31 protein-coding genes are annotated in these 26,743 nt (G+C 62.0%); 9 read left to right on the top strand and 22 right to left on the bottom strand.

The window, feature by feature from the left end; translation table 11 throughout:
- Positions 1–15 precede the first annotated feature (15 nt).
- The 5 genes from BN1136_RS16200 to BN1136_RS16220 all read right to left on the bottom strand — a co-directional run bounded on the left by BN1136_RS16200 (position 16) and on the right by BN1136_RS16220 (position 2,930).
- Positions 16–579, bottom strand: a complete 564-nt coding sequence (locus BN1136_RS16200; protein ID WP_043760022.1) for a cob(I)yrinic acid a,c-diamide adenosyltransferase — start codon at positions 577–579, stop codon at positions 16–18.
- The gene (locus BN1136_RS16205; protein ID WP_043760020.1) at positions 576–806 is read right to left on the bottom strand and encodes a DUF3820 family protein; all 231 of its coding nucleotides are present in this window, start codon (positions 804–806) and stop codon (positions 576–578) included. Before BN1136_RS16205 ends, BN1136_RS16200 begins: the two co-directional genes overlap by 4 nt.
- Before the next feature lies 1 nt (position 807).
- Positions 808–1,479, bottom strand: coding sequence for a 7-carboxy-7-deazaguanine synthase QueE (gene queE, locus BN1136_RS16210; protein ID WP_043760166.1), 672 nt, complete (start codon positions 1,477–1,479; stop codon positions 808–810).
- 61 nt (positions 1,480–1,540) lie between these two features.
- Positions 1,541–2,248 carry a 7-cyano-7-deazaguanine synthase QueC gene (gene queC / locus BN1136_RS16215; RefSeq protein WP_043760164.1) on the bottom strand — a complete coding sequence of 236 codons (708 nt, stop codon included), beginning with the start codon at positions 2,246–2,248 and terminating at the stop codon, positions 1,541–1,543.
- 22 nt (positions 2,249–2,270) lie between these two features.
- Positions 2,271–2,930, bottom strand: a complete 660-nt coding sequence (locus BN1136_RS16220; protein ID WP_197068464.1) for a tRNA-uridine aminocarboxypropyltransferase — start codon at positions 2,928–2,930, stop codon at positions 2,271–2,273.
- Between BN1136_RS16220 and rrtA the strand changes: the two genes are divergently transcribed.
- On the top strand, positions 2,896–3,474 hold the full coding sequence (rrtA, locus tag BN1136_RS16225; protein WP_231557904.1) for a rhombosortase: 579 nt from the start codon (positions 2,896–2,898) through the stop codon (positions 3,472–3,474). The two genes, BN1136_RS16220 and rrtA, sit on opposite strands and share 35 nt — an antisense overlap.
- Before the next feature lie 94 nt (positions 3,475–3,568).
- Here rrtA and pyrF read toward each other — a convergent pair whose 3' ends face one another.
- From pyrF to cmk, 6 genes are all read right to left on the bottom strand, one after another.
- Entirely contained in the window at positions 3,569–4,267 is a 699-nt protein-coding gene (pyrF, locus tag BN1136_RS16230) for an orotidine-5'-phosphate decarboxylase (protein ID WP_043760018.1), read from the bottom strand.
- A gap of 151 nt (positions 4,268–4,418) precedes the next feature.
- Entirely contained in the window at positions 4,419–5,585 is a 1,167-nt protein-coding gene (gene lapB / locus BN1136_RS16235) for a lipopolysaccharide assembly protein LapB (RefSeq protein WP_043760016.1), read from the bottom strand.
- A gap of 9 nt (positions 5,586–5,594) precedes the next feature.
- The gene (locus BN1136_RS16240) at positions 5,595–5,879 is read right to left on the bottom strand and encodes a LapA family protein (protein ID WP_010675000.1); all 285 of its coding nucleotides are present in this window, start codon (positions 5,877–5,879) and stop codon (positions 5,595–5,597) included.
- Between the two features lie 156 nt (positions 5,880–6,035).
- Positions 6,036–6,320, bottom strand: a complete 285-nt coding sequence (gene ihfB, locus BN1136_RS16245; protein WP_005337145.1) for an integration host factor subunit beta — start codon at positions 6,318–6,320, stop codon at positions 6,036–6,038.
- A 92-nt stretch (positions 6,321–6,412) separates the two neighbouring features.
- The gene (gene rpsA, locus BN1136_RS16250) at positions 6,413–8,083 is read right to left on the bottom strand and encodes a 30S ribosomal protein S1 (RefSeq protein WP_005299919.1); all 1,671 of its coding nucleotides are present in this window, start codon (positions 8,081–8,083) and stop codon (positions 6,413–6,415) included.
- 93 nt (positions 8,084–8,176) lie between these two features.
- Positions 8,177–8,869 carry a (d)CMP kinase gene (gene cmk / locus BN1136_RS16255; RefSeq protein WP_043760001.1) on the bottom strand — a complete coding sequence of 231 codons (693 nt, stop codon included), beginning with the start codon at positions 8,867–8,869 and terminating at the stop codon, positions 8,177–8,179.
- A gap of 261 nt (positions 8,870–9,130) precedes the next feature.
- Here cmk and ribA point away from each other — a divergent pair, with 261 nt between their 5' ends.
- Positions 9,131–9,724: a GTP cyclohydrolase II gene (gene ribA / locus BN1136_RS16260; RefSeq protein WP_043759999.1), complete on the top strand. Its 594-nt coding sequence runs from the start codon at positions 9,131–9,133 to the stop codon at positions 9,722–9,724.
- A 60-nt stretch (positions 9,725–9,784) separates the two neighbouring features.
- Here ribA and BN1136_RS16265 read toward each other — a convergent pair whose 3' ends face one another.
- On the bottom strand, positions 9,785–10,681 hold the full coding sequence (locus BN1136_RS16265; protein ID WP_043759997.1) for a LysR family transcriptional regulator: 897 nt from the start codon (positions 10,679–10,681) through the stop codon (positions 9,785–9,787).
- Positions 10,682–10,774: 93 nt separating this feature from the next.
- Here BN1136_RS16265 and BN1136_RS16270 point away from each other — a divergent pair, with 93 nt between their 5' ends.
- On the top strand, positions 10,775–12,022 hold the full coding sequence (locus tag BN1136_RS16270; RefSeq protein WP_043759996.1) for an MFS transporter: 1,248 nt from the start codon (positions 10,775–10,777) through the stop codon (positions 12,020–12,022).
- Here the strand turns inward: BN1136_RS16270 and BN1136_RS16275 are convergent.
- The 5 genes from BN1136_RS16275 to BN1136_RS16295 all read right to left on the bottom strand — a co-directional run bounded on the left by BN1136_RS16275 (position 12,007) and on the right by BN1136_RS16295 (position 17,921).
- Positions 12,007–12,561, bottom strand: coding sequence for a VOC family protein (locus BN1136_RS16275; RefSeq protein WP_043759994.1), 555 nt, complete (start codon positions 12,559–12,561; stop codon positions 12,007–12,009). The two genes, BN1136_RS16270 and BN1136_RS16275, sit on opposite strands and share 16 nt — an antisense overlap.
- Positions 12,555–13,319 carry a hypothetical protein gene (locus BN1136_RS16280; protein WP_043759992.1) on the bottom strand — a complete coding sequence of 255 codons (765 nt, stop codon included), beginning with the start codon at positions 13,317–13,319 and terminating at the stop codon, positions 12,555–12,557. Before BN1136_RS16280 ends, BN1136_RS16275 begins: the two co-directional genes overlap by 7 nt.
- A 150-nt stretch (positions 13,320–13,469) precedes the next feature.
- The gene (nfsA, locus tag BN1136_RS16285) at positions 13,470–14,195 is read right to left on the bottom strand and encodes an oxygen-insensitive NADPH nitroreductase (RefSeq protein WP_043759990.1); all 726 of its coding nucleotides are present in this window, start codon (positions 14,193–14,195) and stop codon (positions 13,470–13,472) included.
- A 68-nt stretch (positions 14,196–14,263) separates the two neighbouring features.
- A complete protein-coding gene (locus BN1136_RS16290) occupies positions 14,264–15,826 on the bottom strand; it encodes an AbgT family transporter (protein WP_043759988.1) in 1,563 nt (520 codons plus the stop codon).
- 154 nt (positions 15,827–15,980) lie between these two features.
- The gene (locus tag BN1136_RS16295; protein ID WP_043760007.1) at positions 15,981–17,921 is read right to left on the bottom strand and encodes a putative bifunctional diguanylate cyclase/phosphodiesterase; all 1,941 of its coding nucleotides are present in this window, start codon (positions 17,919–17,921) and stop codon (positions 15,981–15,983) included.
- 170 nt (positions 17,922–18,091) lie between these two features.
- On the opposite strand from BN1136_RS16295, the gene BN1136_RS16300 reads away from it, so the two are divergent.
- From BN1136_RS16300 to BN1136_RS16315, 4 genes are all read left to right on the top strand, one after another.
- The gene (locus BN1136_RS16300) at positions 18,092–18,793 is read left to right on the top strand and encodes a DUF2982 domain-containing protein (protein WP_043759987.1); all 702 of its coding nucleotides are present in this window, start codon (positions 18,092–18,094) and stop codon (positions 18,791–18,793) included.
- A gap of 82 nt (positions 18,794–18,875) precedes the next feature.
- Complete coding sequence (locus BN1136_RS16305) at positions 18,876–19,820, top strand: LysR family transcriptional regulator (protein ID WP_043759984.1); 945 nt, start codon at positions 18,876–18,878, stop codon at positions 19,818–19,820.
- A 46-nt stretch (positions 19,821–19,866) separates the two neighbouring features.
- A complete protein-coding gene (locus BN1136_RS16310) occupies positions 19,867–20,889 on the top strand; it encodes a response regulator (RefSeq protein ID WP_043759982.1) in 1,023 nt (340 codons plus the stop codon).
- Positions 20,890–20,948: 59 nt separating this feature from the next.
- Positions 20,949–21,380 (top strand): PAS domain-containing protein, encoded by a 432-nt coding sequence (locus BN1136_RS16315; protein WP_043759980.1) that lies wholly within the window; start codon positions 20,949–20,951, stop codon positions 21,378–21,380.
- A gap of 63 nt (positions 21,381–21,443) precedes the next feature.
- Here BN1136_RS16315 and ltaE read toward each other — a convergent pair whose 3' ends face one another.
- From ltaE to BN1136_RS16330, 3 genes are all read right to left on the bottom strand, one after another.
- Positions 21,444–22,460 (bottom strand): low-specificity L-threonine aldolase, encoded by a 1,017-nt coding sequence (gene ltaE, locus BN1136_RS16320; protein ID WP_043759978.1) that lies wholly within the window; start codon positions 22,458–22,460, stop codon positions 21,444–21,446.
- An 86-nt stretch (positions 22,461–22,546) separates the two neighbouring features.
- Positions 22,547–23,254, bottom strand: coding sequence for an SDR family oxidoreductase (locus BN1136_RS16325; RefSeq protein ID WP_043759977.1), 708 nt, complete (start codon positions 23,252–23,254; stop codon positions 22,547–22,549).
- Positions 23,255–23,328: 74 nt separating this feature from the next.
- A complete protein-coding gene (locus BN1136_RS16330) occupies positions 23,329–23,736 on the bottom strand; it encodes a transcriptional regulator (RefSeq protein WP_043759975.1) in 408 nt (135 codons plus the stop codon).
- Between the two features lie 159 nt (positions 23,737–23,895).
- Between BN1136_RS16330 and BN1136_RS16335 the strand changes: the two genes are divergently transcribed.
- Positions 23,896–24,795, top strand: coding sequence for an aldo/keto reductase (locus tag BN1136_RS16335; RefSeq protein ID WP_043759973.1), 900 nt, complete (start codon positions 23,896–23,898; stop codon positions 24,793–24,795).
- Positions 24,796–24,864: 69 nt separating this feature from the next.
- On the opposite strand, the gene BN1136_RS16340 is transcribed toward BN1136_RS16335, so the two are convergent.
- The gene (locus tag BN1136_RS16340; RefSeq protein ID WP_167332224.1) at positions 24,865–25,143 is read right to left on the bottom strand and encodes an RNA recognition motif domain-containing protein; all 279 of its coding nucleotides are present in this window, start codon (positions 25,141–25,143) and stop codon (positions 24,865–24,867) included.
- A gap of 212 nt (positions 25,144–25,355) precedes the next feature.
- Positions 25,356–25,898: a hypothetical protein gene (locus BN1136_RS16345; protein ID WP_043759969.1), complete on the bottom strand. Its 543-nt coding sequence runs from the start codon at positions 25,896–25,898 to the stop codon at positions 25,356–25,358.
- Positions 25,899–26,073: 175 nt separating this feature from the next.
- On the opposite strand from BN1136_RS16345, the gene mepA reads away from it, so the two are divergent.
- A partial coding sequence (mepA, locus tag BN1136_RS16350) for a penicillin-insensitive murein endopeptidase (RefSeq protein WP_043808913.1) occupies positions 26,074–26,743 on the top strand: 670 nt, incomplete at its 3' end.

Raw genomic sequence — 26,743 nt, forward strand, 5'->3', positions numbered from 1 at the left:
GCCAGAGTCTGCCCTTCAGCGCCGTTCGGCGGCCTTGACCCAGAGCACCTCAGGGATAGCTTGCGAGACCAGCAGATATCTGGCGACCGTGAAAAACCAGTCACTTAGCCGGTTAAGGTAAGGCAGAACCGCCGGGTTCACCCGCTCTTCCCGGCTCAGGCCAAGGAGCAGCCGCTCGCAACGGCGAGTCAGGGTACGCACCACGTGGGCCTGGGCCGCCGCCCGCGATCCGCTCGGCAAAATGAAATTGCGCAACACCGGCAGCTGGGCGCTGTAGGCATCGATCTGCTGCTCCAGTCTCTGGGTCCAGCTCTCGTTGACCTGCCAGAGGCTGGCCTCTTGCGCCTCGCTGGAAAAGGCCAGCTCGCCGCCCAGATCAAACAGCTCTTGCTGCAGCAATATCAGCTCGGCCAATAATACCGTCTCGTCGGCGGGTATTTCGGCCATCAAGAGTCCTATCTGGGAATTCAGCTCGTCGATGGCACCATAAGTTTCCACACGTCGATCATCTTTGGCCAGGGAAGTGCCATCGGCCAGACGCGTGAGCCCCTTGTCACCCTGTCTCGTATATATTCTCATTCTGACATCCTGTTAATAATGGGAATAATCATGGACTCCAGCCCATTGAGTTTTATCTCGTAAGCCAGCGCCAATGACTGGCCAAGGGCGCCGGCAGGAAAGCCGCTGCGCGCCATCCATACCAGATAGGGTTCAGGAATATCGATGATGCGCCGCCCGCGATATTTCCCGTACGGCATCTTCTGCGTCAAGGTTAGCAATACCCTCTCATCACCGAGTCCGTCCATATCAATCGATATTCAGGTATTTATGGGTCTGGATGGAGAGCCGCCAGTTGCGGGCGATGCAGGTCGCCATCGCCAGCTCGGTGGCTCTGGGTTTCTGGCTGATGGGTTGCAGCGCGATCACCACATCCTCGCGCAGCCGGGCGCTCGCCAGCAGGGCGTCGAGCTCCTCGATGTGACGCTCCGTCGCTACCGGGTGCTTGATCTCGTTGGCCCGCTCCAGGGCCGACACCAGCACCGGCAACCCCCCTTTCATGCCGATCTTGGGGGAGACGGTCACCCAGGTCTGTTCGTGGGTCAGGATCTCGCTGGTACCGCTGGTCTCGATCTGCACCTGGTAACCCGACGCCACCAGGGCCGACGAGAGCTCGTTCAGATCATAGAGGCAGGGCTCGCCACCAGTTAACACCACGTGGCGCGCCCGGTATCCCAGGGTATCGAAGCTGGCCAGGATGTCGTGGGTGCTCATCTTGCTCCAGCCATCGGATTCGTTGGATCTGTCCAGCACCTCACCACGCCCGACCTCACGGGCGGGATCCACCACCCAGGTATGGCGGGTGTCGCACCAGGGGCACCCCACCGGGCAGCCCTGCAGGCGAACGAAGATGGCGGGCAGGCCGGTGAAGACCCCCTCCCCCTGGATGGTCTGGAAGATCTCGTTGATTGGATAGTGCATCTTGATCACGACTGGCTACAAAAGGCGCGGATTATACCCCAAAGCCCGGCGCGGCACAGGCTCAACTTCCGCTTTTCTCACCGAGCCCGGTTTTCTCGTACAACCGGGCCGCAATGGCTGCCCGGTCGGCCAGATAGAGGTCTAGCCCCCGTCGGCGCAGCTCGCAGGCAGGACAAGCCCCGCAGCCATCCCCCTGGATGCCGTTATAGCAGGTCAGGGTCTGGTGGCGCACGGTATCCAGGTGACCGTAGTGATCCGCCAGTGCCCAGGTCTCGGCCTTGTCGAGCCACATCAGGGGGGTCTCGAAGCGAATGGCGCGATCCAGCCCCAGGGAGACCGCCTGATTGAGCGCCTTGACGAACTCGTCGCGGCAATCGGGATAGCCGGAGAAATCGGTCTCGCACACCCCGGTGATCACCGCCTCGGCGCCCACCTGATAGGCGTAAATGGAGGCCAGGGTCAGGAACAGGATGTTGCGCCCCGGTACGAAGGTATTGGGCAGGCCGTTGTCCTGCAGCTCACCGCTCACCGGGATATCGTCCCGGGTCAGGGCCGAGATGGCGAGCTCCCCCAGCATGGTGACGTCCATAACCTTGTGGGCGGCAATGCCAAGCGCCCCGGTCAGCCGGCGCGCGGTTTCTATCTCCGCCCGGTGGCGCTGGCCATAGTCGAAGGTGATGGCGTGCACTTCGTCATAAAGAGCCAGAGCCTGCACCAGACAGGTGGTGCTGTCCTGTCCTCCACTGAATACCACGACGGCTTTTTTCACTTTCATCACTCCTCTGGGCAGTTCAACGGCGACGACCCTGTGCAAAGTCATGCCACTGCCGGTTCAAATGGGTAAAAAGGGTCATCAGAGGGGCGAAGCGCTCAGGCTCGCCCTCCCATTGGGATAACAGATGGTAGCCCGCCTCCAGGGTCGACAAGGCGCCGGGAAACGGCTTTTTGCGAATGGAATATTGCCCGGCAAGCTCGCCGAGCGTGATCCGCGGCAGCCCGAGCAGGGCCGGCGAGCTGTGCAGCATGCGGTATGCCTTGCGCCAGGTGCCATCTAGCAGAATGAAGTGCGCCCTCGCCTCTCCCCCATCAGCACGGCGTGCGAGGTGCGACCTCGCCTGTGCCGGAGTCATCGCATCCTCATCAGGCCACAGCAGATAGCACTGTACTTTGGGGTCGGCCAGCAGGGCATTGAGCGCCTCGTCGCCGGAGAAATCCTCACCCACGTGGATGCGGACATCGGTGAGAGACGCAGCAAGCAGCGCGGCCGTCCCCTTGGGGTGTCCCACCTCGCCGGGGTGTTGCAGGATGTGGAGCGGTGCGAGATGAGGTACCCGTCGGATATAATCGCACAGGCACGCTTTGAGGGCTCGGGTGCAGCGTGTACAGTATCGGCTCTCTTTGTCGTTGGGCTGTTTCATGTTGTCTGAAAAATCGGGTCTGCTCTGGGTCATCGCGCTTTCGCTCGTCACTGCCTTGCTCTTCTTCACCGTGCCGAACCATCAACTCGCCTTCGAACGCGACCTGATCGCCCAGGGCGAAGGGTGGCGCATCATAACAGGCAATCTGGCCCACACCAATGGATGGCACCTGCTGCTCAACCTCTGCGGGCTCGCGGTACTCTACAGCCTGTTTCAGGAGTATCTGACAGGGTGGCGCCTGCCCGTGCTGCTGCTCTTGCTCGGCACCGCCGTCGGGCTCGGGATCTGGTGGTGGTGCCCGCAAACCCTGTGGTACATGGGCCTCTCCGGCCTGCTTCACGGCCTGTTCGTATGGGGGGCCATGCAGGATATTCGCTACCGTCGTCACTCCGGATGGCTCATGCTGCTGGGTATCGTCATCAAGCTGGGTGTGGATTTCTACAGCGCAGGAGAGAGCCCGGTTTCCGCCCTCATCGGGGCCAGGGTGCATATCGAATCGCACCTCATCGGGTCCGGCGCTGGTCTGCTCCTCGGCCTCTTCCCCATCAGCCTGGGTGCCCAGGTCAGCAAGACCTGAGCCCGTCCACCGGGCAGCCGTCAGCCATTCCCCAAAATGCAACAGGCCGGATCTGGGATCCGGCCTGTTGTGTTATCGAGCGAGGCTCAGTCCGTTAGCGGTTCAGCTCGGCGTTGATCGCCCCCAGCACGGCAGCAGGCTCCCCTGACTGGGTAATGGGGCGCCCGATGACCAGGTAGTCGGCACCCGCCTCCACCGCTGCCAGCGGTGTCATGACGCGGCGCTGATCCCCGGCGGCGGATCCGCTTGGACGAATGCCCGGGGTCACCAGCTTGAACTCGGCCCCGAGCAGAGCCTTCAGCTCGCGAGCCTCCTCGGCGGAGCAGACCACGCCATCCAGTCCCGCCGCCTTGGCGAGGGTGGCCAGACGGATCACCTGCTCGGCCGGGGTCACATCCAGCCCCAGAGGCGCCATGTCGGACTGCTCCATGCTGGTCAGCACCGTCACCCCGATGAGCAGGGGGGCCTTGTCGCCGTATGGCAGCAGCGCCTCCTTGGCGGCACGCATCATCCGCTCGCCGCCGCTGGCGTGGACATTCACCATCCAGACGCCAAGTTCAGCGCTTGCCGCCACCGCCTTGGCCACCGTGTTGGGGATGTCGTGGAATTTCAGATCCAGGAAGACGTCGAACCCCTTGGCCACCAGCTGGCGGACGAACTGGGGGCCAAACAGGGTAAACATCTCCTTGCCTACCTTGAGGCGGCACTGGGCCGGGGAGATCTGCTCGATGAAGGCGAAGGCGTCGGCTTCGTGCTGATAATCCAGCGCAACCAGTACTTTGGGGTCTTGCATGTCACTTCCTATGGGTTGTTATGCCACATCCAGGGGCAGCCGGACCGCAGACCGGGTGCACACTGGCATCTGAATTACTTGGGTGTCCTTGGCCGCCAGGGTGGGCAGCGCACCTGTCCCACATGGGGGCTGACGTCTTATCTGCTGGCGCTTATTCCCCATCCAGGCCACGGATCGGTTTGATGGAGCCCCACTGCCGGCAGGAAGGACACTGCCAGAACAGCGAATGGGTCGCAAAGCCGCACTGACGGCACTTGTGGGTCGACTTGATCTTGATCTGCTCGCCGACCAGCTGCTGCAGCAGCTCGAGGCTCTCCTTGGCCGGCCCCTCTTCGGCGCTTGCCAGCTGGAAGCCGACCAGCTGATAGAAGCCTTTCATGGAGGGGTGGCGGCGCAGTTGGCGCAGCACCAGAGCACGGGCCTGGCTCAGGCCATCGCGTGCCTCGACCAGGTTGGCCAGTGCCAGCGTCACGCTGACTCCGGCATGATCCTCCACCGCCTTTTCCAGCAGCGGGATCAGCGCCTCGCTACGGCCGAGCTCGCGATAACAGTCGAGCAGCTTGGGGATGGCTTCGGAGGCAAAATCGATGTCCTGTTCGAACACCCGCAGCAGCTCCTTGCTGGCCTCCTCGAACTTGCCCTCCTCTATCGAGAGATCGGCCAGTCGCAGGCTCGCCCGTGCGCATGCCGGATAGGCGCCGAGGGCACGCTTGAGTTTGGCGATGCCCGTTACCTTGTCGCCGTCGCGCAGGGCGTTTTCCGCCTGTTCGCAATAAAAATGGGAGATGGGTTCGGCCAGCTTCTTGCCCTGGAATTTCTGCAGGCGACTGGCCACCTCGATGGCCCTGTCCCAGTCACGCAGTTTCTGATGGATGACGAGCAGCTGGGCCAGAGCCGTCTCCTCGAAGTCACTGTCGTCGCAAAGCTCCTTCCAGAGCGCTTCGGCCCGATCCAGGAGCCCTGCGGCCAGAAAATCGCGGGCCAGCTCTTGCAGGGCGAGCTGGCGCTGCTCCCGGGTCAGCTGGCGGGCGACCAGGTTCTGGTGGATCTTGATGGCACGATCGACTTCGCCCCGCTGACGGAACAGGTTGCCGAGGGAGAGATGGGTTTCGATGGTTTCGCTGTCCACCTCCAGCAGCTGGATGAAGAGATCCACCGCCTTGTCGGATTCATCGGACAGCAAATAGTTGAGACCCGCCACGTACTGGCGGGAAAACTTGTTACTCTGTTGCTGGGTGTCCTGGCGAACACTCCTGCGTCCCATATACCAGCCATAACCGGCGGCAATGGGCAACAGCAGGAAAAGCAGTTCAAGCATCGAGGGACATTATTCCTTGGTTGTCGACCGGGCAAGCTCCAACTCGCGGGATTGACGACGCATGGTTCGATTCAGAGTGCGGTTTTGCAGTTTGAGGCGCAGGAAGAGCAGGCCGAATACCAGCCAGCCCAGCAGGAAACCACCGGCGAAGAAGAATCCCAGCAACATGGAGAGCGAGAACTCCCCCTGGGCGATCAGATAATTGAACTGTACCAGCTGACCGTTTTGCGAACCTATGGCCAGCGTCAGAACAAACACCAGCACCAATGGGATGAGGGCCAAGATACGCTTCATGGGAGCTCCCTGTCTGTAGCTAATGAGAAACTGATTATCCTTAAAATCACCGGCAGACTCTAGAGCGAATGGGAAAAGACTGCGAGAAACCCGACAATGCGCAGGTTAAAGACGGTAAAAATAAAAAAGGCATACCCTGGTATGCCATTTTCTGCATTATTCGACGATGTTCACGCGCTCGCGCAACTCTTTGCCAGGCTTGAAGTGCGGGACATATTTCCCGGTCAATTCAACCTTGTCCCCTGTCTTGGGGTTACGACCCACACGGGGCGCACGATAGTGCAGTGAAAAACTTCCAAATCCTCGGATTTCAATCCGGTCGCCGTTTTGCAAGGTCGATGCCATCTGCTCAAGGATCTCCTTGATGGCGGCTTCGACATCCTTGGCCGGCATATGCATGCGGCTGGCTGCCAGTTGTTCGATGAGATCTGATTTGGTCATAAGGTTAAATCTCCTTCCCCGATCACATGCAATAAACATTTTGCCAAGATAAAAAAGGGCGGCGCAATGCCGCCCTTTTCTTGCATCAAGGATTACTCACCCTTGGCGGCTTTGAACGCTTCGGCCATGGCATTGCTGAACACAACTTCTTCTTGTTGGTTCAAGTTGTCGATGGCAACACGCTCGTCAGCCTCGTCCTTAGCGCGGACAGACAGGCTTACGGTGCGGTTCTTGCGATCAACACCCATGAATTTAGCTTCAACTTCATCACCAACAGACAGCACCAGAGTGGCGTCTTCTACGCGGTCACGAGCAGCGTCGGAGGCACGCAGGTAGCCTTCTACGCCGTCAGCCAGTTCGATCACGGCGCCCTTGGCATCAACCTCGGTAACCTTACCCTTCACGATAGCACCTTTCTTGTTGTCAGACAGGTACTTGTTGAACGGGTCTTCTTCGATCTGCTTGACGCCCAGGGAGATGCGCTCACGCTCCGGGTCAACTTGCAGAACAACAGCTTCGATCTCGTCGCCCTTCTTGAATTCACGCACAGCTTCTTCACCCTGGTTGTTCCAGGAGATGTCAGACAGGTGAACCAGGCCGTCGATGCCGCCGTCCAGACCGATGAAGATACCGAAGTCAGTGATGGACTTGATCTTGCCGGAAACACGGTCGCCCTTGGCGTGAGTTTCGGCAAACAGCTGCCACGGGTTGGACTTGCACTGCTTCAGACCCAGGGAGATACGACGACGCTCTTCGTCGATGTCCAGAACCATCACATCAACCACGTCGCCAACGTTAACAACCTTGGACGGGTGGATGTTCTTGTTGGTCCAATCCATCTCGGATACGTGTACCAAGCCTTCAACGCCTTCTTCGATTTCAACGAAGCAGCCGTAGTCGGTCAGGTTGGTCACGCGGCCAGACAGACGGGTGGTCTCCGGGTAACGCTTGGCGATAGCAACCCAGGGATCTTCGCCCAGCTGCTTCAGACCCAGGGATACACGGGTACGCTCGCGGTCGAACTTCAGAACCTTGACTGCGATCTCGTCGCCAACGTTGACGATTTCGGAAGGATGCTTAACGCGCTTCCACGCCATGTCGGTGATGTGCAGCAGGCCGTCAACGCCGCCCAGATCTACGAATGCACCGTAGTCGGTCAGGTTCTTGACGATACCCTTAACTTCTTGACCTTCTTGCAGGTTGGCCAGCAGGCTTTCGCGCTCGGAGGTGTTCTCGGTTTCGATCACGGCACGACGGGAAACAACAACGTTGTTGCGCTTCTGGTCCAGCTTGATGACTTTGAACTCGAGTTCTTTGTTTTCCAGGTGAGCGGTGTCACGGATAGGACGCACGTCAACCAGGGAACCCGGCAGGAAGGCACGGATGCCGTTCAGTTCAACGGTGAAGCCACCCTTGACCTTGCCGTTGATGATACCGATAACGGTAGCTTGCTCTTCGTAAGCTTTTTCAAGCTGCAGCCAGGCTTCGTGGCGCTTGGCTTTTTCGCGGGACAGCTTGGTTTCGCCGAAACCATCTTCGATAGAGTCCAGAGCCACGTCAACGGAGTCACCTACGTTGATTTCCAGCTCGCCCATGGCGTTCTTGAATTCTTCAGCCGGGATAGCAGACTCGGATTTCAGACCGGCATCAACCAGTACGAAACCGTTCTCGATAGCAACGACAGTGCCCTTGACGATGGAACCTTGACGGGTTTCAACGGCGTTCAGGGACTCTTCAAAGAGTTGAGCAAAAGATTCGATCATTGTTTATGTCACAAATGAAACATCCACCTGCAATCCTGCACAAGCGGGGTTGTTTTAAATTATCTGCGCCATCCATGGTGCAGACGACTGGCATCAGCTTGCGCCGATGTCACCAAGTTGTTGCTCTGCATAGGCAAGTACCGTCACCAGCACTTCATCTATGGTCATAGACGTTGAGTCTACCACAAGAGCATCTTCCGCGGGTTTCAGGGGGGCGACGGCGCGATTTCTATCGCGATCGTCCCGCTCCCGAATCTCGGTTAAAAGACGCTCAAAGTTAACATCAAAGCCCTTATCTTGCAACTGCTTATAGCGGCGCTGGGCCCGCTCCTCGGCACTTGCATCGAGGAAAATCTTCACGTTGGCCTCGGGGAAAACCACTGTGCCCATGTCGCGACCGTCGGCAATGAGACCAGGGGCTTGGCGGAATGCACGCTGGCGGCGCAACAGGGCTTCGCGCACGCGCGGGAAGGCGGCGATCTTGCTCGCGGCATTGCCGACCTCTTCGGTGCGGATGGTGCGGGAAACGTCCTCCCCTTCCAGCACCACCTTGACCAGATCACCCTCCACCTGGAACTGCACGTCCAGATTGGCGGCCAGGGGGACCAGCGCGGCTTCGGCATCGAGCTCCACATCGTGATGCAGGGCCGCCAGGGCCAGTACCCGATAGATGGCCCCGGAATCGAGCAGGTGCCAACCCAGTTTCGCAGCCAACAGCTGGCACAGCGTGCCTTTTCCTGCGCCACTCGGGCCATCAATCGTCATAACGGGGGCCATGTGAGGCATATTCGTTCTCCTGCGTACTCGGCATCTTGACTGGTTACGCATCCCTGGTCGGGATGGGGTAATGGGCGCCGATTATACCCGAATGCACCGGCGCTGGCAGTTGTCGGGGCACACAATTGCGCAAAAGTCGTCGCGATTGCGCCAATTCTGACCAATCCGCTAACCCCCTGCGCACGCAAGGTTTTGTTCTTATGGTTGTTATGCACAAGGCGCGCTACACTAGCCGCCCTTTTTCAAGCAGCTGTAGTCAGGAGCAACCATATGAGCAGCGTTACCCTCGTGGCCAAATCCAAGTTGCCGACCCCCTGGGGCACTTTCACGCTGGTTGGTTTTCAGGAAACCGGCACCGGCAAGGACCATGCCGCGCTGGTGATGGGCGATATCGCTGACGGTGAGCCAGTACTGGGGCGCATCCATTCCGAGTGCCTGACCGGGGATGCCCTGTTCAGCCTGCGCTGCGACTGCGGCTTCCAGCTGCAGGCCGCCCTGGAGAACATCGCCAAGACAGGCCGCGGCGTCCTGCTCTATGTACGTCAGGAAGGGCGAGGCATCGGTCTGCTCAACAAGATCCGTGCCTATCATCTGCAGGATCAGGGGGCTGATACCGTCGAGGCCAACGTGGCGCTCGGTTTTGCCGCCGACATGCGCGATTACACCATCTGTGCCGACATGCTCAAGGCGCTCGAGGTCAAGTCCCTGCGTCTGATGACCAACAACCCGCGCAAGATGAAGGCGATGGAGTCCTTTGGCATTCCGGTGGCGGAGCGCGTGCCCCTGCAGGAAGGGCGCAACCCCCACAACGAGTTCTATCTCTCCACCAAGGCCAACAAGCTGGATCACCTGCTCAAGAAGTGATGCCGCCTTCGAACTCGACATGAAAAACGCCTCCCCTGGGAGGCGTTTTTGTTGGCGTCGTCACCCCGGGCCGGGGTCTGCTCCTGGTGCAGCCTGTGACAGCAGGAAGTCGCGCAGCGCCCGGTTCGCCATGGAGAGGGGATCCCCCCGCCGCCAGGCCACGCAGAGATCGAGAAAGATGGGGGGAGCGAAGGGGATGCCGGTGAGCGCCGGCTCCTCTTCCAGCGCCATGCGCAGGAAGGTGGTCACGGCAAACCCCTGGCGCACCACGGCCTTGAGCAGCGGAATGAGGTTGCTCTCGAAGGCGATGTTGGGTTCTAGCCCAAGCCCCTGTGCCAGCACCTCCATGTGCTCCCTGTGGTAGAACCCTCGCCGGAACATGGCGAGCTCCTGGCCGAAAAACTGCGGCAACGAGACGGCCCCCGCCTCCCGCAGCGGATGCTCCTCCCCGACCACCATCAGCATCTCCTCGCGCAGGAGCTGGGCCCCCTCGAGGGCCGGCGGCAGATCGCTGGTGATGAGGATGGCGAGATCCAGGCTGCCGTCCACCATGCGGCTGAGCAGCTCCCGGGTCCCCGCCTCCTCTACCCTGATCTTCAAACCGGGATAGCGGTGCTTGAAGGCCATCAGGATAGGGGGAAAATAGTAGGATCCCATCATGTAGGGGATGCCGATGCGCACCTCCCCCCGCTCCAGCCCCTTGAGCTCGGCCATCTCTGCCTCTGCCTGGTGCATCTGGCGCAGCAGCCGCTCGGCGTGGCGGCAGAGCACCTCCCCCTCCGGTGTGAGACGCACGCTGCGGTCCTGCCGGTCGAACAGGCGCAGATCGAGCTGTTGTTCCAGCTTGGCGATGGCCATGCTGACGGCTGGCTGGGCAACGTGCAGCGCCTGTGCCGCCCGGGTGAAGGAGCCGGCATCGCGCACCGCCAGCAGATAACCAAGCTGTTTCAGATCCATATCAATTTCATTTATCGGAGCAATAATTTAAATATATTATATTTATAGTAAGCGCCGCACTACTCTGCACAAAAGTCGTCGGGACAACTCCACATGATCGAAGTAGGTAGTCGCGAATGGATACGCGCCACCCTGGCCCTCAGCCTGGGATCCTTTCTGGTATTTCTCAATCTCTACCAGACTCACCCCCTGCTGCCCCTCCTGGCAGAGGTGTTCTCCGTCAGCTCCTTGTCCGCCAGCTGGACCCTGGCCGGCTGCACCGCCGGGCTCGCAGGATCGCTGCTCATCTGCGCCCGCCTGGCGGACAGGTTCGGGCGGCGGCGGATCATGCTATGGACCCTGAGCGCCGCCATCCTGCTCTCCCTGTGCATCCCCTGGGTGACCCGGTTCGATCTGCTGGTGAGCTTGCGCATCCTGCAGGGGATGCTGCTGGCGGGGCTGCCAGCCACAGCCATCGCCTACATGGGGGAAGAGTTCAGCAAGCGAGCCCTGCTCTCTGCAGTCGGGGTCTACATCGCCGCCAACTCCCTGGGGGGCATCGCAGGCCGGGTGGTCGGCGGTCTGCTGGCCGGCGGATTCGGTGACTGGCAGCACACCTTCCTCGGCATCGGCCTCATCAGCCTCGCCCTGCTACCTCTGGTCATCTGGCTGCTGCCGGCCCAGACCCGCTTCGTGGCCGTGGAAGCCGCCCCCGGACAGCTGCGCCGCGCCATCCAGAGCCACCTCGGCAACCCGCTGCTGGCAGGGGCCTACCTCATCGGCGGGCTCAACTTCATGGTCTTTCTGAACCAGTACAGCTACCTCACCTTCCTGCTGGCCAAGGCCCCCTTCTCCCTGCCAACCCAGTGGCTCGGCATGCTGTTCCTGACCTACCTCACCGGCACCCTCGCCTCCTCCCTGAGCGGGCGCGGCGCCCATCGCTGGGGCCCGCAACGCATGTTGCTGGCGGGGATCACCCTGATGGCGCTCGGCAGCCTAGCCCTGTTGCAAGGCACCCTGGTCGCCATCATAGGGGGGCTGCTGGTCTCGAGCTTCGGCTTCTTCCTCGCCCACGCCTGTGCCAGCGCCTGGGTCGGCCAGCACGTGGAGCACAACCGGGCACTCGCCTCATCGCTCTATCTGGTGGGGTACTATCTGGGAGCCAGTCTGGGTGGCTTGTATCTGCATCCCTTCTGGGAGCGGGGGGGCTTGGGCGGGCTGGTGCTCGGCATCGAGCTGGTACTGTGCGTGACCGCGGGCTTGAGCCTCTGGCTGGGGCAGTTGAAGGGGCGCGCGGCGGCGCAGCCCCCTGTCCTCACCCAGCCCGGCGCCGGCGGGCCGTCGACTCACAGGCCGTCGTAGTAATCCGCCGGCACGGGCACCACGGCACCGGTACACAGCTCTTCGTCGATCACCTCAGATAGCGGGCGCAAGTGAAACTTGATCTGCCCGGAGGGCAGCATCAGGCCCACGTCAGGGTTGCGCCCGTCATCCATATTGGCCGTCTTGAACGCCACATCGGGATGGGCGGCCACCAGGGCCTGGAGCGACGGTACCACCAGCTCGATATGCTCGAGACCGGCCTGATGGCTGCGTCCCGCCTTAGGGGCGGCCAGCTCGATGCAGGGCACGGTGACCTGCTCCCAGCAGACAGGCCGATGCAGACGATAGGTGGCGATGGGGCGCCCCCCTATCATCCCCTCCACCAGCAATACCCCGTGCGCCGCCAGCGTCTCTTTCAACTCCAGATATTCCGGCAGGGTGGCGGCCCGGTAGCAGAGATGGTCCACCACGGGGGAGTCTGATGCCCCCATGACGGTGTGCATTTCCGTGAGCAGTTGGCAAACGAATGGGGCCATGGGCCCCAGCGTGGAATCCAGTGGATGAGACATGGTCACCATTTCTTCTTCGGTTGGAACAGGACGTCGAGTTCGTCGGCCTCTTTGTCCTTGAGGTTTTGCAGCTCCTTCTCGCTGTGCTGCTGCAGATGCTCTTCCAGCTGCCGCATCCCCTGACGCATGTCCTCTTCCCGCGCCAGCAGGTAGGGATCCTTGTCGGAGACGTTGGCCAGGGCGCCGAGCCCCTTGGTGTAGAGCTGGCGGCAGGTGCCGTACTGCCCCTGGATCTGGGCATCCATGGCCCGCTTGAGCAGGTTGGCGATGTTGATCTTGAGCTGCATCAGCTCGAGGCGGCGATCCTCCTGAGCAAACCCCTGGGGATCTATCTTGCCCTTGTTGTGCTCGACCCGCAGCACGGCCCGCATCTTCTTGGCCAGCTGCAGCATCTGGATGGCCTGGCGGTCGGACTCCGGCGTCTTGAAGTGGCCCTCGTCCTGGCTGCTGTAGTTCTCCTGCACATTCTTGATCTGGGTCTGGACGTCGGCGATACGCTGCTTGATCTGCGCGTTCGGCATGACCAGGGCGATGGCGCGATAGGCATCCAGAATACGGTGCTGCATCAGCAGCACCATGTTCTTGGAGAAGGGTACCAGGTTGACGTTCAGCAGCACCTCTTCGGTCTCGTCGGCCACGGCCTTGTGACGGGCGATGGCCTGGCGCTTGTCCGCCTCGGCCTTCTGTTTGTATTGCTGCACCACGTTGTAGGCGATGACCAGAAACAGGAGTGCGCCAATTGACAGCAATATCAAGGTTAAAATCATAGGGTATTCACACTCCAGTCCCAATCCAATTGCGTGATCCTACAACAGCTTAGCTCCATAGGATAGCGCCCTGATCCCGCCCTGCCTCACAAGAACGCGAGCAGGGGGCGAAACCTGCGGCGCCCTGTTCCATATCGCCCGCCGCCCCCATTACTTGAGGCAAAAACCCTTCGACTGCAGGAACCCCAGCATGAAGGGCCTGGCCTCCTTGCCGAGGATGGCCCTGATCTGCCCGCTCCAGGTCTGCTGCTTGTTGTTGCTGCTGCGCCCCTGATAGTAGTCGTGGATCTGCTGGTCATACCGGGCCAGCAGGGCGCGATCCAGGGCCGCCGGATAGCGGTTCTCATGCACCACCAGCGCCCGGGGCAGGCGGGGCTTCTGCTCCGGCTGCTGGGCGGGATGGCCGAGGCAGAGGCCAAACAGCGGTATCACCTGTTGGGGCAGCCCCAGCAACTCGCTCACCGCGGCCGGATTGTTGCGAATGCCACCGATGTAGACCCCCCCCAGCCCCAGGGACTGGGCGGCCAACAGTGCATTCTGGGCCATCAGGGCACCGTCGATGGCGCCGATGAGGAGCTGCTCCACAAACCCGGTCTGGGCCTCGGGGACGATCTGGCTGTGGCGCTGGTAGTCGGCACAAAACAGCAGAAACTCCGCCGCCTCGGCCACGTAGGCCTGGTGGCCGGCCAGCTCGGCCAGGGTGGTGCGCAGCCCCTTGTCGGTGACCCGGATGATGCTGTTGGCCTGCAGGAAGCTGGAACTCGCGGCGCTCTGGGCGGCACTCAGGATCTGATCGAGCTGCTCTGCGGTAACAGGCTGCGAAGTGAACTGGCGAATGGAGCGATGGGAAAGGATGAGATCGATGGTCGGGTTCATGGTACCTCCACATATGGAGGCCACACTGTACCCAAAAAAATCGAGGGGCCCAAGGCCCCTCGCCGCCCTCAGGGGGCCGGATACACATAGGGTGCCTGCAACCCGAGCGGGAAGCCCAGCCCCCAGTAGACCAGCAGGAAGATGGTCCAGCTCACCAGGAAGGCCAGGGAATAAGGCAGCATCATGGAGACCAGGGTGCCGATGCCGGTGCTCTTCACATACTGCTGGCAATAGACCACCACCAGGGGGAAGAAGACCATCAGCGGGGTGATGATGTTGGAGGCGGAGTCGCCCACGCGATACGCAGCCTGGGTCAGCTCCGGCGAGATACCGACCGCCATCAACATGGGCACCAGAATGGGACTGATGAGGGCCCACTTGGCGGAGGCCGACCCCACCACCAGGTTGACGGTGGCGGTGAGCAGGATCATCCCGACGATGGTTACCTCCCCCGGCAGCGCCAGGGCGTGCAGCACCTCGGCGCCCGAGAGCGCCAGCAGGGTGCCCAGGTTGGAGTCGCCAAACGCCTTGATGAAGAGGGCGCAGAAGAAGGCCATCACCATGTAGGAGCCCATCTTGTTCATGGTGGCCGACATGGCGTCAATCACGTCCTTGCCGCTCTTGAAGCTGCCAGCCACGAAGCCGTATACGATGCCGGGCAGGATGAAGAGCAGGAAGATGAGGGGCACGATGGACTTCATCACCGGGGCGGCGAAGGTGGTCAGGGAACCATCCGGTGCCCGCAGCGGCGAGTCACCCGGCGACAGGGCCAGCCCCAGCAGCACCACGGCCGCCAGCATGGCGAACCCGGCCCAGTTGAAGGCACGGCTCTCTCGTTCGCTGTAGCGTCCCATCTCGTCGGCACTCTCCAGATCCTCGTTGAGAGGCACCTGCTTGAGGCGCGGCTCGACAATTCTCTCGGTGACGAACCAGCCCACACAGATGATCAGCAGGGAGGAGGCGCCGGTGAAGATGATGTTGCACAGGGTATTGACCATGTAGTCGGGGTCGAGCAGCTGGGCAGCGGACTGGGTGAAGCCCTGCAGCAGGGCGTCACCGCCCGAGGGCAGAAAGTTCGCCGCAAAGCCGCCGGAGACGCCGGCAAAGGCGGCGGCAATCCCCGCCAGCGGATGACGACCCGCCGCGTGGAAGATGATGCCACCGATGGGGATCACCAGCACGTAGCCCGCATCGGCTGCGGTATGGCTGACGATGGCCACCAGGATCAGCATGGGGGTCAGGAAGCGCGCCGGCGTGACCTTGAGCAATTTCTTGAGCCCGGTGTTGATGAAGCCGGACTGCTCGGCCACCCCGACACCCAGCATGGCGACCAGCACGATGCCAAGGGGGGCAAAACCGGTGAAGGTGGTGACCATGCTGGAGAGGAATTCGGCCAGGCCCGCCCCGGTCAGCAGGTTGTTGACGACCACGGCCTCCCCGGTACGGGGATTGACCAGATCGAAGGTGAACTGGGAGCCTATCCAGGAGCCGACCCAGACGATCAGCAGGGCATAAAGGAACAACATGGCGGGATCCGGCAGCTTGTTGCCCGCCTTCTCGACCCCGTTCAGAAAGCGGTTCAACCAGCCACCGGCATTGGCCGGACGCTCGTTCACTGCGGCTTGACTCATTATGGTGATACTCCGTTACCAAGGAATGAGCGCGCATACTAGCGATAACGTCCAACGAATCCCATGATTCGAGACAAATATTCGATTAATTATGTTTAATTTGGCATGTCCCGCTTCATAAATGGGACATGCCGCACATTTATCGGCAAGGATCTCAACGGCTTGCGAGGGGATAATGCCCCAGTCGGCACTGGACGCCGAACCCCGCCGCCGCCACCGCGTCAGGGGTCATGGGCTGGCTGAACAGGAACCCCTGGAAGACGTGACACCCCTGGGCCTGGAGCGCCGCCAGTTCGTGCTCGTCCTCCACCCCTTCCGCCAGGATCCCGAGCCCCAGGCTCGTCGCCATGGCCACCGTGGCCCGGATCACCGGCAGGTTGAGGCCGACCACGAAGGAGCGATCCAGCTTGATGGTGTCGATGGGCAGCCGGTTGAGATAGGCCAGGGAGGAGTAGCCGGTACCAAAGTCGTCGATGGCGATCTTGATCCCCTGCTCGCTCAGGGCATCGAGGATCTCGATGCTTCCCTTCATGTCCAGCATCAGCACCGTCTCGGTCAGCTCCAGGGTCAGCAGTTCTGCCTCCACGGCGAACTCCTCGAGCTGCCGGGCCACCAGCTCGGGCAGGTCGGAGGAGAGCTGGAAGCCCGACAGATTGACCGACACCGGCACCCGCACCTGCCATTGGCGCTGCCACTCCCCCATCTGGGCCAGCGCGGTGGAGAGCACCCAGCCGCCGATCTCACGGATGAGCCCCATCTCCTCCGCCAGGGGGATGAACTCCGCCGGCGATACATGTCCGAGCACGGGGTTGTACCAGCGCACCAGGGCCTCGAAGCCGATGACCCGGCCCTGAACCGCATCCACCTGAGGTTGATAACACAGGTTCAGCTCCCCCCGGCCGACGGCCTTGGCCAAAAACTGCTTCAGGGTCAGCTTGCGGTGCAGGCTCTGCTGCATGCTGGGGGTGAAGCGCTGCCAGCGCAGGCGCCCCATCTGCTTGGCCTGGTACATGGCCATGTCGGCTCGCGTGATCAGGTTGTCCCCGTCATCGGCATCGTCCGGATAGATGGCGATGCCGATGCTGCCACCTATGGTGACCTCGGGCACACCGCTCAACTGCAGCGGCTTGCTCATCTGGGAGAGCATGAGGTCCGCCACCTCCTGGGCCCGCTCGCTTGCCTGATTGAGAGGCACCAGGGCCGTGAATTCATCTCCCCCGAGACGCGCCAGTTCCACGTCCCGGGGGCAGATCTGCTTTAGGCGGCCGGCGACCCGTTCCAGCAGACGATCCCCGGCCTTGTGGCCATAGTTGTCATTGACCAGCTTGAAGTTGTCCAGATCCATGAAGACCAGGGCGAAGCGTCCCCCAAGGCCGCAATAGGCCTCGAGGGACTTCATCAGTCCGTAGCGGTTGAGCAGTCCGGTGAGGGAGTCGTGCCAGGCCAGGTGGCGGTGTTCCAGCTCCTCGAGCTTGCGGTCCGTGATGTCCCGCATGGTCAGCAGGATCCGGGCGCCCTGCTGGATGTGGCGAAACTGGTACTGGAACCAGCGCATCCCCTTGAGGGTCCGGCACTCCCCCTCGGCCACCACTTCATCCAGGCGGGAGAGGCGGTGATAGAAGGCATCGTCCGCCCCGGAGAAGACCTGGTCCAGGCTGCCGATACCATCTCCGAAACACATGTCGAAGTGGTAGTTGCCGCTCTCGAGCACGCCCAGGTTGTCAAACAGGCAGGCCAGGGTGTCGCCGGTGGCGAGAGAGGACTCCTGATAGAGGGTGTCCGCATCGATGACCGCTTCCGCCATCATCATCTGACGCCCGGCAAGCTGGATGCCGGAAAGACGCAGGTAGACCTGCTTCTTGACGCCCTTTGGGGAGAGGGTCCACCACTCGTTGTAGCTGCGATTCTGTTGGAAATCGCCGAGATAACGTTGCAGCAGCAGATCGATGGCGGCGGCCATGTCGGAGGAGAAATCCCGGGACTGCAGCTCGGCCAGCGAACTCGCCTCCCACAGCCCCAGCGCCGAGCCGTTGGCCCAGTAAATATGATGGCGCTGGATGTCATAGACCCAGACGGGCGTATGGAGTACATCCATCACGGTGAGCTGGCGTTCGTCTAGCGTATTCATGTTGAGTGATGATTCATGCTGAAAAACTCATGGCCGGACCAGCCATCACCACGCCGCTCGGACGCGATCCCGCTGGTACAAAATCCGTTTCGGCCCATAATCTGGTAACAAACATGTAAAAAAAGGGCCGAAATCATATGAAAACGCTGCATGTGAGACCCATGGTCAGGAGAAATGGACTCACACTGGTATTGTTGGGCATGGTGATAACCATTGCTATGATTTTTATACTTTTTTTTCTCAGTGAACAACTACTAATGCCCGCGATTTCCCTCCTCCTGGCGGGACTGATGACAATTCTTGTCGGAGCATTGAAGCTGGGTGAGCCTCATTTTAGTCTCTCTTTGTGTCAGGATTGTCTGCAATACCACCACAAGTACGGTGGCTGGATACTGAAGTGGAGAAATATTCAGCGAATTGACCAACCACGCATCCATTCCGGGTGGGATCTCGTGGACCTGCCCTACATAGGTTTGAAGATAAAAGATTACGATGATTTTTTGACGCTGATCACACCCAGGCTCGCCGTGCGCCTGCTGACCGAGCAGCGCGCCGTGCTGTTGCAGGCCATGAACAGCGAGCGGCCCGATTGCCCCACCGGCGGCTGCGGTGGCGGCCTGCTGGGAGAAGGCCTGCTGGAAGAGAGCCGCTTTCGCTCCCCGTCGGGCCACCACTACGAGGGGGTGATCGCCATGCTCGGCAACCGGATGACCCGGCTTCGGGATCTCCTCGGCTACGATCTGCTGGTGCCGGACAACAGCCTGGACAGGCCCCCCGCCGATTTTGTCCATTTGCTGCATCAATACCAGCGGGAGTCGAATCTAATCCAGATCAATTAAACGCCGGATTGCGCTTGCCAAGCCTGGCGACACTTCATAAGGTCTCTGGCCTGTTACAGCCAGCACACCCCCTAAACCGCTTATGAAGTACATCGAAGAGTTCTATCTGTTCGTCAAGGTGGTGCAAGAGGGCGGTTTCTCCCACGCCGCCGCCGCCCTGGGCATGCCGACCGGCACCATCAGTCGCCGGATCTCCCAACTGGAAGAACAGCTCGGATGCAGCCTGCTGCACAGATCCACCCGCAAGCTGCGCCTCACCGACGAGGGGCTGCGCTATTACGAACGCCTGTGCACCCCGCTGGCCGAAATCGAGCAGGCGACCGGCGAGATCCGGGGCGAGGAGACCGACATCAGCGGCCTCATCCGCCTCGCCGCCCCCATCGCACTCTCCAACACCATCCTGGTCGACATGCTGGCGGACTTCGGCCTGCGCTATCCCGGGGTGCAGTTCGACATCCGCCAGACCAACGACCATGCCCCCCATGCGGATCAGGACAGGGATCTGGTGTTTTTCAACGGCGAGCTCTCCCAGACCCTGCCCAACGCGATCTGCCTCGGGCACATCGAATACGGCCTCTTCGCCTCCCCCCTCTATCTCGAGAAGATGGGTGTGCCGTCCCACCCTGCCCAGCTGGAAGATCACGCACTCATCTACTGCTGGCCTCACCAGTACTGGCAGCTGAGCGGCCGGGACGAGCAGACGGTCTGCATCAAGCGCACACCACGCCTTTGCATCGACCAGACCCAGGCCGCAGTGCGGGCGGCCCGCCGCCACCTCGGCATCGTCAATGCCCCGCTGCACTACGTCCACCCCTTCCTGCAGGACCAGCAGCTGGTCCCTGTACTGGCGGACTGGCAATCCGGGAGACGCCCCTTCTACATGCTCCATTGCCAGCCCCAGTTCACTCCGCTGCGTGTTAAGATGTTCGCCGATTTCGTCGAGAAATATTCCGTGCGCTATCGCACCCATCAGCGGGACGATCAATTCTTGCCGGCCCTGCCGCTGCCCGTTGCATCTGACGGCTGATGACCCACACTTAGCGCAACCTTCGTTGCACAGGTCGGCTAACACTATGAATGTATTGGTATGTGATGACTCAGGGTTCGCACGCAAGCAGCTGATGCGTGCCCTCCCTGCCGACTGGCATGTCACCCTGCACCAGGCCGCCGATGGCCTGGAGGGGGTGGAGCAGATCCTGATGGGCCACGGGGATCTCATCTTTCTGGATCTCACCATGCCGGAGATGGACGGCTACGGCGTGCTGGAGACCCTGCGGCGGGAAGGGCTGCGCAGCAAGGTGATCGTCGTCTCCGGGGACATCCAGCCGGAGGCCCATGAGCGCGTCATGGCGCTCGGGGCCCTCGACTTCATCAAGAAACCGGCGTCCCCCGAGGCCCTGCTGACCCTGCTCAAGCGCCACGGCCTGTGGCAGCCGGCGGAGAAGCCCCCCGTTCTCCCCGCCCTGCCCGCCAGCGACCACCAGCCAAGCCCCGCTCCGGCCCTGCTCACCCCCGAGCTGCGGGATGTCTATCAGGAGCTTGCCAACGTCGCCATGGGCCAGGGGGCGGATCTGCTGGCTCGCCTGCTCGGCGCCTTCGTCCAGCTTCCCATCCCGAACGTCAACGTGCTGGAAGTCTCCGAGCTGCACATGGCCCTCTCCGCAGCCGCCGAGTCGGATACCCTCTCCGCGGTCTGCCAGGGCTTCATCGGTGCCGGCATCGCCGGCGAGGCGCTCCTGCTGTTCCACGACGCCAGCTTCCAGGATCTGGCGCGGCTGATGAACCATCAGGGGGCACTGGATCACGGCGCCGAGCTGGAGCTCTTGATGGACACGGCCAACGTGCTGATCGGCGCCTTCCTGCGCGGCTATGCCAACCAGCTCGATACCCCTTTCAGCCAGGGCCATCCCGTGGTGCTCGGCCAGCACAGGCCCATCCAGGAGCTCATTCGCACCAACCAGAGCCGCTGGCGCCGTACCCTGGCCATCGAGATCAACTACCGGGTGCAGGGTTACGCGGTGCAGTGCGATCTGCTGCTGCTGTTTACCGAAGATTCCATCGCCACCATGAACAACAAGATCATGCATATGCTCTAGCGATTTGGTCCCATCGCCAGCATCAATAACAACATCAAGCACCTGCTCTAGGAGTGACCATGGATATTCGGGAATTTCATTGGCTGATGAACATAGTCCAGAACCTGGACGTGGGGTTGGTCGTGCTCGACAAGGCATACCGGATCCAGGTGTGGAACGGCTTCATGGAGAGCCACAGCGGCCGACTGGCCAGCGAGGTGCGCGATCAGGGGCTGTTCGAGCTCTTCCCCGATGTCGACAAGGCCTGGTTCGAGCGCAAGGCCAACATGGTCTTCAAACTCAACAACCGCGCCTTCAGTACCTGGGAGCAGCGCCCCTATCTGCTGCGCTTCTCCAACTACCGCCCCATTACGGGCTCGGCCCCCTACATGTACCAGAACCTGACCCTGGTCCCCCTGGCCGACTTCACAGGCGAGGTCACTCACCTCGCCATCATGATCTACGACGCCACCGACGAGGCCATGCTGATCACCAACCAGCGCCAGGGCTGATCCAGTGAACCAATGCAACAAGGGCGCCGATGGCGCCCTTGCTCTTTGCGGTTGAGGCCGCGCTCAGTCGTTCAGAAACTCGGTGAACGCATCGATCACCTCGTCGATGTCGTCGTCGGTGATCTGCAGGTGGGTGACCAGTCTGAGCTCTCCGTACCCGGAGAAAAGGATGCCGCGCTCCTTCATGAAGGCGAGCAGCTCTGCACTATCCCCCTTCGCCAGGCGCAGGAACACCATGTTGGTCTGCACCTCCCCCAGGTTCAGCACGATGCCGGGCAGGGCGGCCAACCCCTCGGCCAGGCGCCTGGCGCGGCGGTGATCGTCCGCCAGCCGTGTCACGTGCTGATCCAGGGCAAACAGGCCAGCCTGGGCCAGGATCCCAGCCTGGCGCATGCCACCGCCCAGCATTTTTCGCAGGCGCCTGGCGCGTGCGATGAAGGGAGAGCTGCCCACCAGCAGGGAACCAACCGGCGCCCCCAATCCCTTGGAGAGGCAGACGGAGACGCTGTCGAAGGGGGCCGCGATGGCCGCGACCGGTTCGCCGCTCGCCACCACCGCATTGAACAGGCGGGCGCCGTCCAGATGCAGTCGCAGACCGTGCACGTCTACCAGGGCGCGCATCTCGCGCAGATAGGACAACGGCAGCACCTTGCCATTATGGGTATTCTCGAGACAGACGAGGCGCGTCTGGACGAAGTGGGCGTCGTCGGGGGCAATGGCGGCCCGCACGTCTTCCAGTGCCAGGGTGCCGTCGGCCTGCATGGGCACGGACTGGAGGGCCACCGAGCCCAGCACGGCAGAGCCTTGCGCCTCGTAGCGATAGATGTGGGAGGCCGCCCCCAGTATGGCCCCTTCCCCGCGCTGGCAGTGACTCATCATGGCCAGCAGGTTGGACATGGTGCCGGAGGGCACAAACAGGGCCGCCTCCTTGCCGAGCAGCTCCGCCCCCCGGCGCTCCAGCGCATTGATGGTGGGATCTTCCCCGTAGACATCGTCCCCCACCTCGGCATGGAGCATGCTCTGGCGCATGGCCTCCGTGGGCCGGGTCACCGTATCACTTCGCAAATCGATATAGCGCATGTCATCCTCCTGATGCAGGACGATGACATTAACCAGCCGGAACCCGGCTGGCAAGGGAAGGGAGACGGGAATGTGAGCCCGGCGACTCACCAGGGCAAGGGGTCGCCCTGCAAGTCCACGAAGCGGCCGGAGTGTGCCGGCGTCAGCGTCCCCAGGAGGTCCAGCAGGCGGCTTGCGACCCGGGCGGGATCCTGCAACTGGGCAGCGCCAATCTCCTGCCGGAAGGGTTGCTGCATGGGGGTGTCCATGAGTCCGGGATGCACAGTGATGACCCCGGCACCGGGGAAACGCTCGGCCCACTCCCCCGCCAGGATCCGGGCCCCCATGTTGAGGGCTGCCTTGCTCATCCGGTAGCTGTAGCGGCGCACCGGGCTCCGATCGGCGGCCGCCAGGCTGCCCGCCAGATCCGAGAGGGAGCAGAGCCAGAGCCGGCTCTCTGGAGTCATCAGCCTGCTCAGGCAGGCGCCGAGGGCCAGGTGGGGCCAGGCATTGGCCTGCAGACTCTCCTCCAGCCACTCGGGGGTCACCTCCTCCACCCGCCGCTCCGGCATGTGGGCGAGATCGTGCAGCAGGCCTATGGTGTTGATCACCACTGTGGGCAGGGAGTCCCCATCGTAGAGGGTGAACAGGGCCTCGAAGGAGAGCGGGTCCACCTCCTGCAACGGGAAGTAGCAGGCCGGATCCAGCCCCTTCGGCAACTGCCTGCCCGCCAGCAACCACGCTTCACCGCGCTCCGCGAGCTCGTGCGCCAGCGCACAACCCAGTCCGCCACTGCCCAGGATCAGATAGCTCATCTGCGTGTCCTTGGATGTATTCACTGCTTAGAGGGTATCAGAAGAACGGCGGCCTGCCGCACGCCGCCCCCGGCTCAGGCCTCAGCCAGGTGACGGCCAAACTCCCGCGCCCGCGCCAGGTCCAGAAAGCCGTCGGCCTGCTTGTGGCTGCGCAGGAACTGGTAGTAGGCGAGCAGGGTCACCAGATGGGCCTCGTCCGGCATCGGTTGGCCGGGGAGTTTCTCCTGCACCAGGGCCCCTGCCGCCGCCAGGGCGTCCCTGTCCACCACCTCGGCCTGACGATAGAGGTAACCGCAGCCGGTGGCGAGCCACTCCAGGGAGCAATTCGCTCCCATGGCGATCTGGTTCGCCTTGCCAAGGCCGGGCTCGGCCCCTTTCAGATACTTGCGGATCAACGCCTCGCTCAACCCCACCTTGCGGGCAAACGCGCTGACACTCCCCTCCCCGATCAGGCTTTGCAGCCTGGTGGCAAATCCTTCCATCACAACCTCTCTCATCAATCGGGCATGCAGGCCCGGGCTCGTCTGTCGGCCAGAACCATAGTTCGAAATCAAGAAGGGCGCATTATTGCCTTGTCCAGCGGAAGAGACCAAGATGCTGGCAGCACTTTTATCCGTCTCTTTATCCTCAGAGGAATCACCATGTCCGTATCCCGCCTGGCCCTGCACGATCAAGGCCCCACCTTCTCCCGCCTCATCATGGGTTACTGGCGCCTGATGGAGTGGCAGCTCTCCCCTGCCGCCCTGCTGGACCTGATGAAATACCACCTGGATCTCGGGGTCACCACCATAGATCACGCCGACATCTACGGCGGCTACCAGTGCGAGGAAGCCTTCGGCAACGCCCTGCGCCTGGAGCCTTCCCTGCGCCACAAGATGGAAATCGTCAGCAAGTGCGGCATCGCCCTCACCGCCAACCCGGCGCACGCGCTGAACCACTACAACACCGGCAAGGGGCACATCGTCGCCAGTGCCGAAGCCTCCCTGCAAAAGCTCGGCACCGACCACCTGGATCTGCTGCTGATCCACCGCCCCGATCCTCTGATGAACGCCGACGAGGTGGCCGAGGCCTTCATCAGCCTCAAGCAGGCCGGCAAGATCAAGCATGCCGGGGTCTCCAACTTCACGCCCCACCAGTTTGCCCTGCTGCAGTCCCGCCTGCCCTTCCCGCTCGTGACCAACCAGCTGGAGATCTCGCCGCTGCACCAGGAGGGCACCCTGGACGGCGCCCTGGATCAGTGCCAGCAGTTGCGCATCAAGCCCATGGCCTGGTCCTGCCTCGGGGGCGGACAACTGTTCAACGATCCCGCCTATGCCCCGCTGCGCGCCGAGCTCGAGCAGATCCGCCAGGAGGTGGGTGCCGAGCAGATCGAGCAGGTGGTCTACGCCTGGGTCATGATGTTGCCGAGCCAGCCGCTGCCCCTCATCGGCTCCGGCAAGCGGGAGCGGATCGCCGCCGCCGTGGCGGCCGAGTCCATCCAGCTCAACCGCCAGCAGTGGTTCCGTATCCGCAAGGCGGCCCTGGGGTATGACGTGCCCTGAGTCTTGCCCAGACCCTGAAAACAAAAACGGCATGGAAGATTCCATGCCGTTTTGCGTTATCGAGACGATTCAACGATGGCGCTGGGGGCGACCACGTGGTGCATCTGTCTTCGGTTTGGCCTGATTGACCGTGATGGTGCGGCCGCCTACCTCGGTGCCATGCAGTTCGGCAATGGCCTTCTCGGCATCCCCGTTCACAGGCATTTCAATGAAGCCAAATCCCTTGGACTGACCGGTATCCCGGTCGATGATGATATCGACCTTGTCTACCTGCCCAAATTGGCTGAACACGGTTGTCAGTTCGTCGGCCGTCATCCGGTACGACAGATTACCTACATAAATCTTCATGCCATCCACTCTCGATTCAAGGTGCCTTATCTATGCATCCACCGATCTGGGAGTAAGGGCACAACCCCCAGGCCGGACCAGCCATGGCATCATGCCGTGGCGCTTCCCGCTTCGCATTCCAAGTCGTTGATCTCTTGGATTATCGGAGCAGAAAAGATCAAATCGAATCAGACGCAGTATCTGAGCTTTGGCACGAGTTGTCGAGAAAATAGTCAGACGGGGTAGAGCGTGGCCAGCACCCTGTCCAGGGCGCGGCGGCTGTGCCAGGCCCGTTTAAACCCGAAGCGATAGACACCGGGTGCCGTCTCATGGGTCCCTTCCCGGCCCAGTCCCAGCAGGGTGGTGGCGTCGGCCAGTGCAGTGTCATCCAGTCCGAGATCCAGGCTGAAGTCGAGCCACTGGCCATCGTGGCCCACCTTGCGATCCCGCGTGATACCCACCAGTACCGCCCTCGGCAGGGCCAGCGCCCTGTCCTCGCCGCCGTTGAGCAGGTAGAGGTGATGCTCATCCCAGGCGATCTCCGCCAGGCGCCAGCGCTGCCAGTTGCGCGGCAACACCATCATCACCAGCACGATGCCGCCAAATACCAGGCCGACCCAGGGCAGCAGCCCCATCTCGGGATAGCCCAGCCAGAGCGCGGCCACCACAGTGCCCAGGCTCGCCAGCAGCAACACGCTCATGATCCCGTAGAAACGCCGTGCCGGGGGCATCAGCCAGTTCACGTTCTCCCGCGTTGCCAGCTCACTGACTCTCATCTCCACTTCTCCTCATATGGTTGCAGACGGTCCTACCGTCGCCGCGTTGCCGCGCATTGTGCGCGAGCCGGGCTGCCGGTTGCAATCGGCACGCGGCGCGGATGACGGCTGGCGGGCACTCTTGGTATGCTTGGGGCTGTCTGAGCCCGCACCGGGCGTCATCACCGGGAGTCCCATGTTCGCCACTGCCCTGCTGTTCACCACCAGCGCCCTCTATGCCGAAGCCATCGGCGGCTACTCGGCCGGCTGCCTGAAAAATGCCGTGGCCCTGCCGCTGGAAGGACCGGGCTATCAGGTGATCCGCAGCAAACGGCTGCGCTATTACGGCCACCCGGATCTCATCCACTATCTGCAGCACCTGGCGAACCGGACCAGGCTGGCGGGCATGCCGGATCTCTATATCGCCGATCTCGCCATGATGCACGGCGGCCCCTTCACCTCCGGCCATCGCAGCCACCAGACCGGCCTCGATGCGGACATCTGGTTCCGGATGGCCGACAGACCCATCAGCAAATGGGAGCAGGATGCCCCCAGGGAGTGGGCGTTGATCGACGAGCCCAGCTACCGCATGCTGCCCGGCCGCTTCGGCCCCCGGCAGCTCAATTTGCTGCGCATGGCGGCCGATCAGCCCGAGGTGGCGCGCATCTTCATCAACCCCGTCATCAAGGCCGAGGTGTGCAAACAGGCCCCCGGCGAGGCCTGGGTCGCCAAGCTGCGCCCCTGGGTCGGCCACTTCAGCCACTTTCACGTGCGGCTGCGCTGCCCGGCGAACAGCCCGGATTGCCAGCCCCAGGCCCCCATCCCCCCCGGCAACGGCTGCGGGGAGGAGCTGGCCTCCTGGATCA

Origin of the sequence: Aeromonas taiwanensis (assembly GCF_000820165.1) — a bacterium.
Classification (GTDB): domain Bacteria; phylum Pseudomonadota; class Gammaproteobacteria; order Enterobacterales; family Aeromonadaceae; genus Aeromonas; species Aeromonas taiwanensis.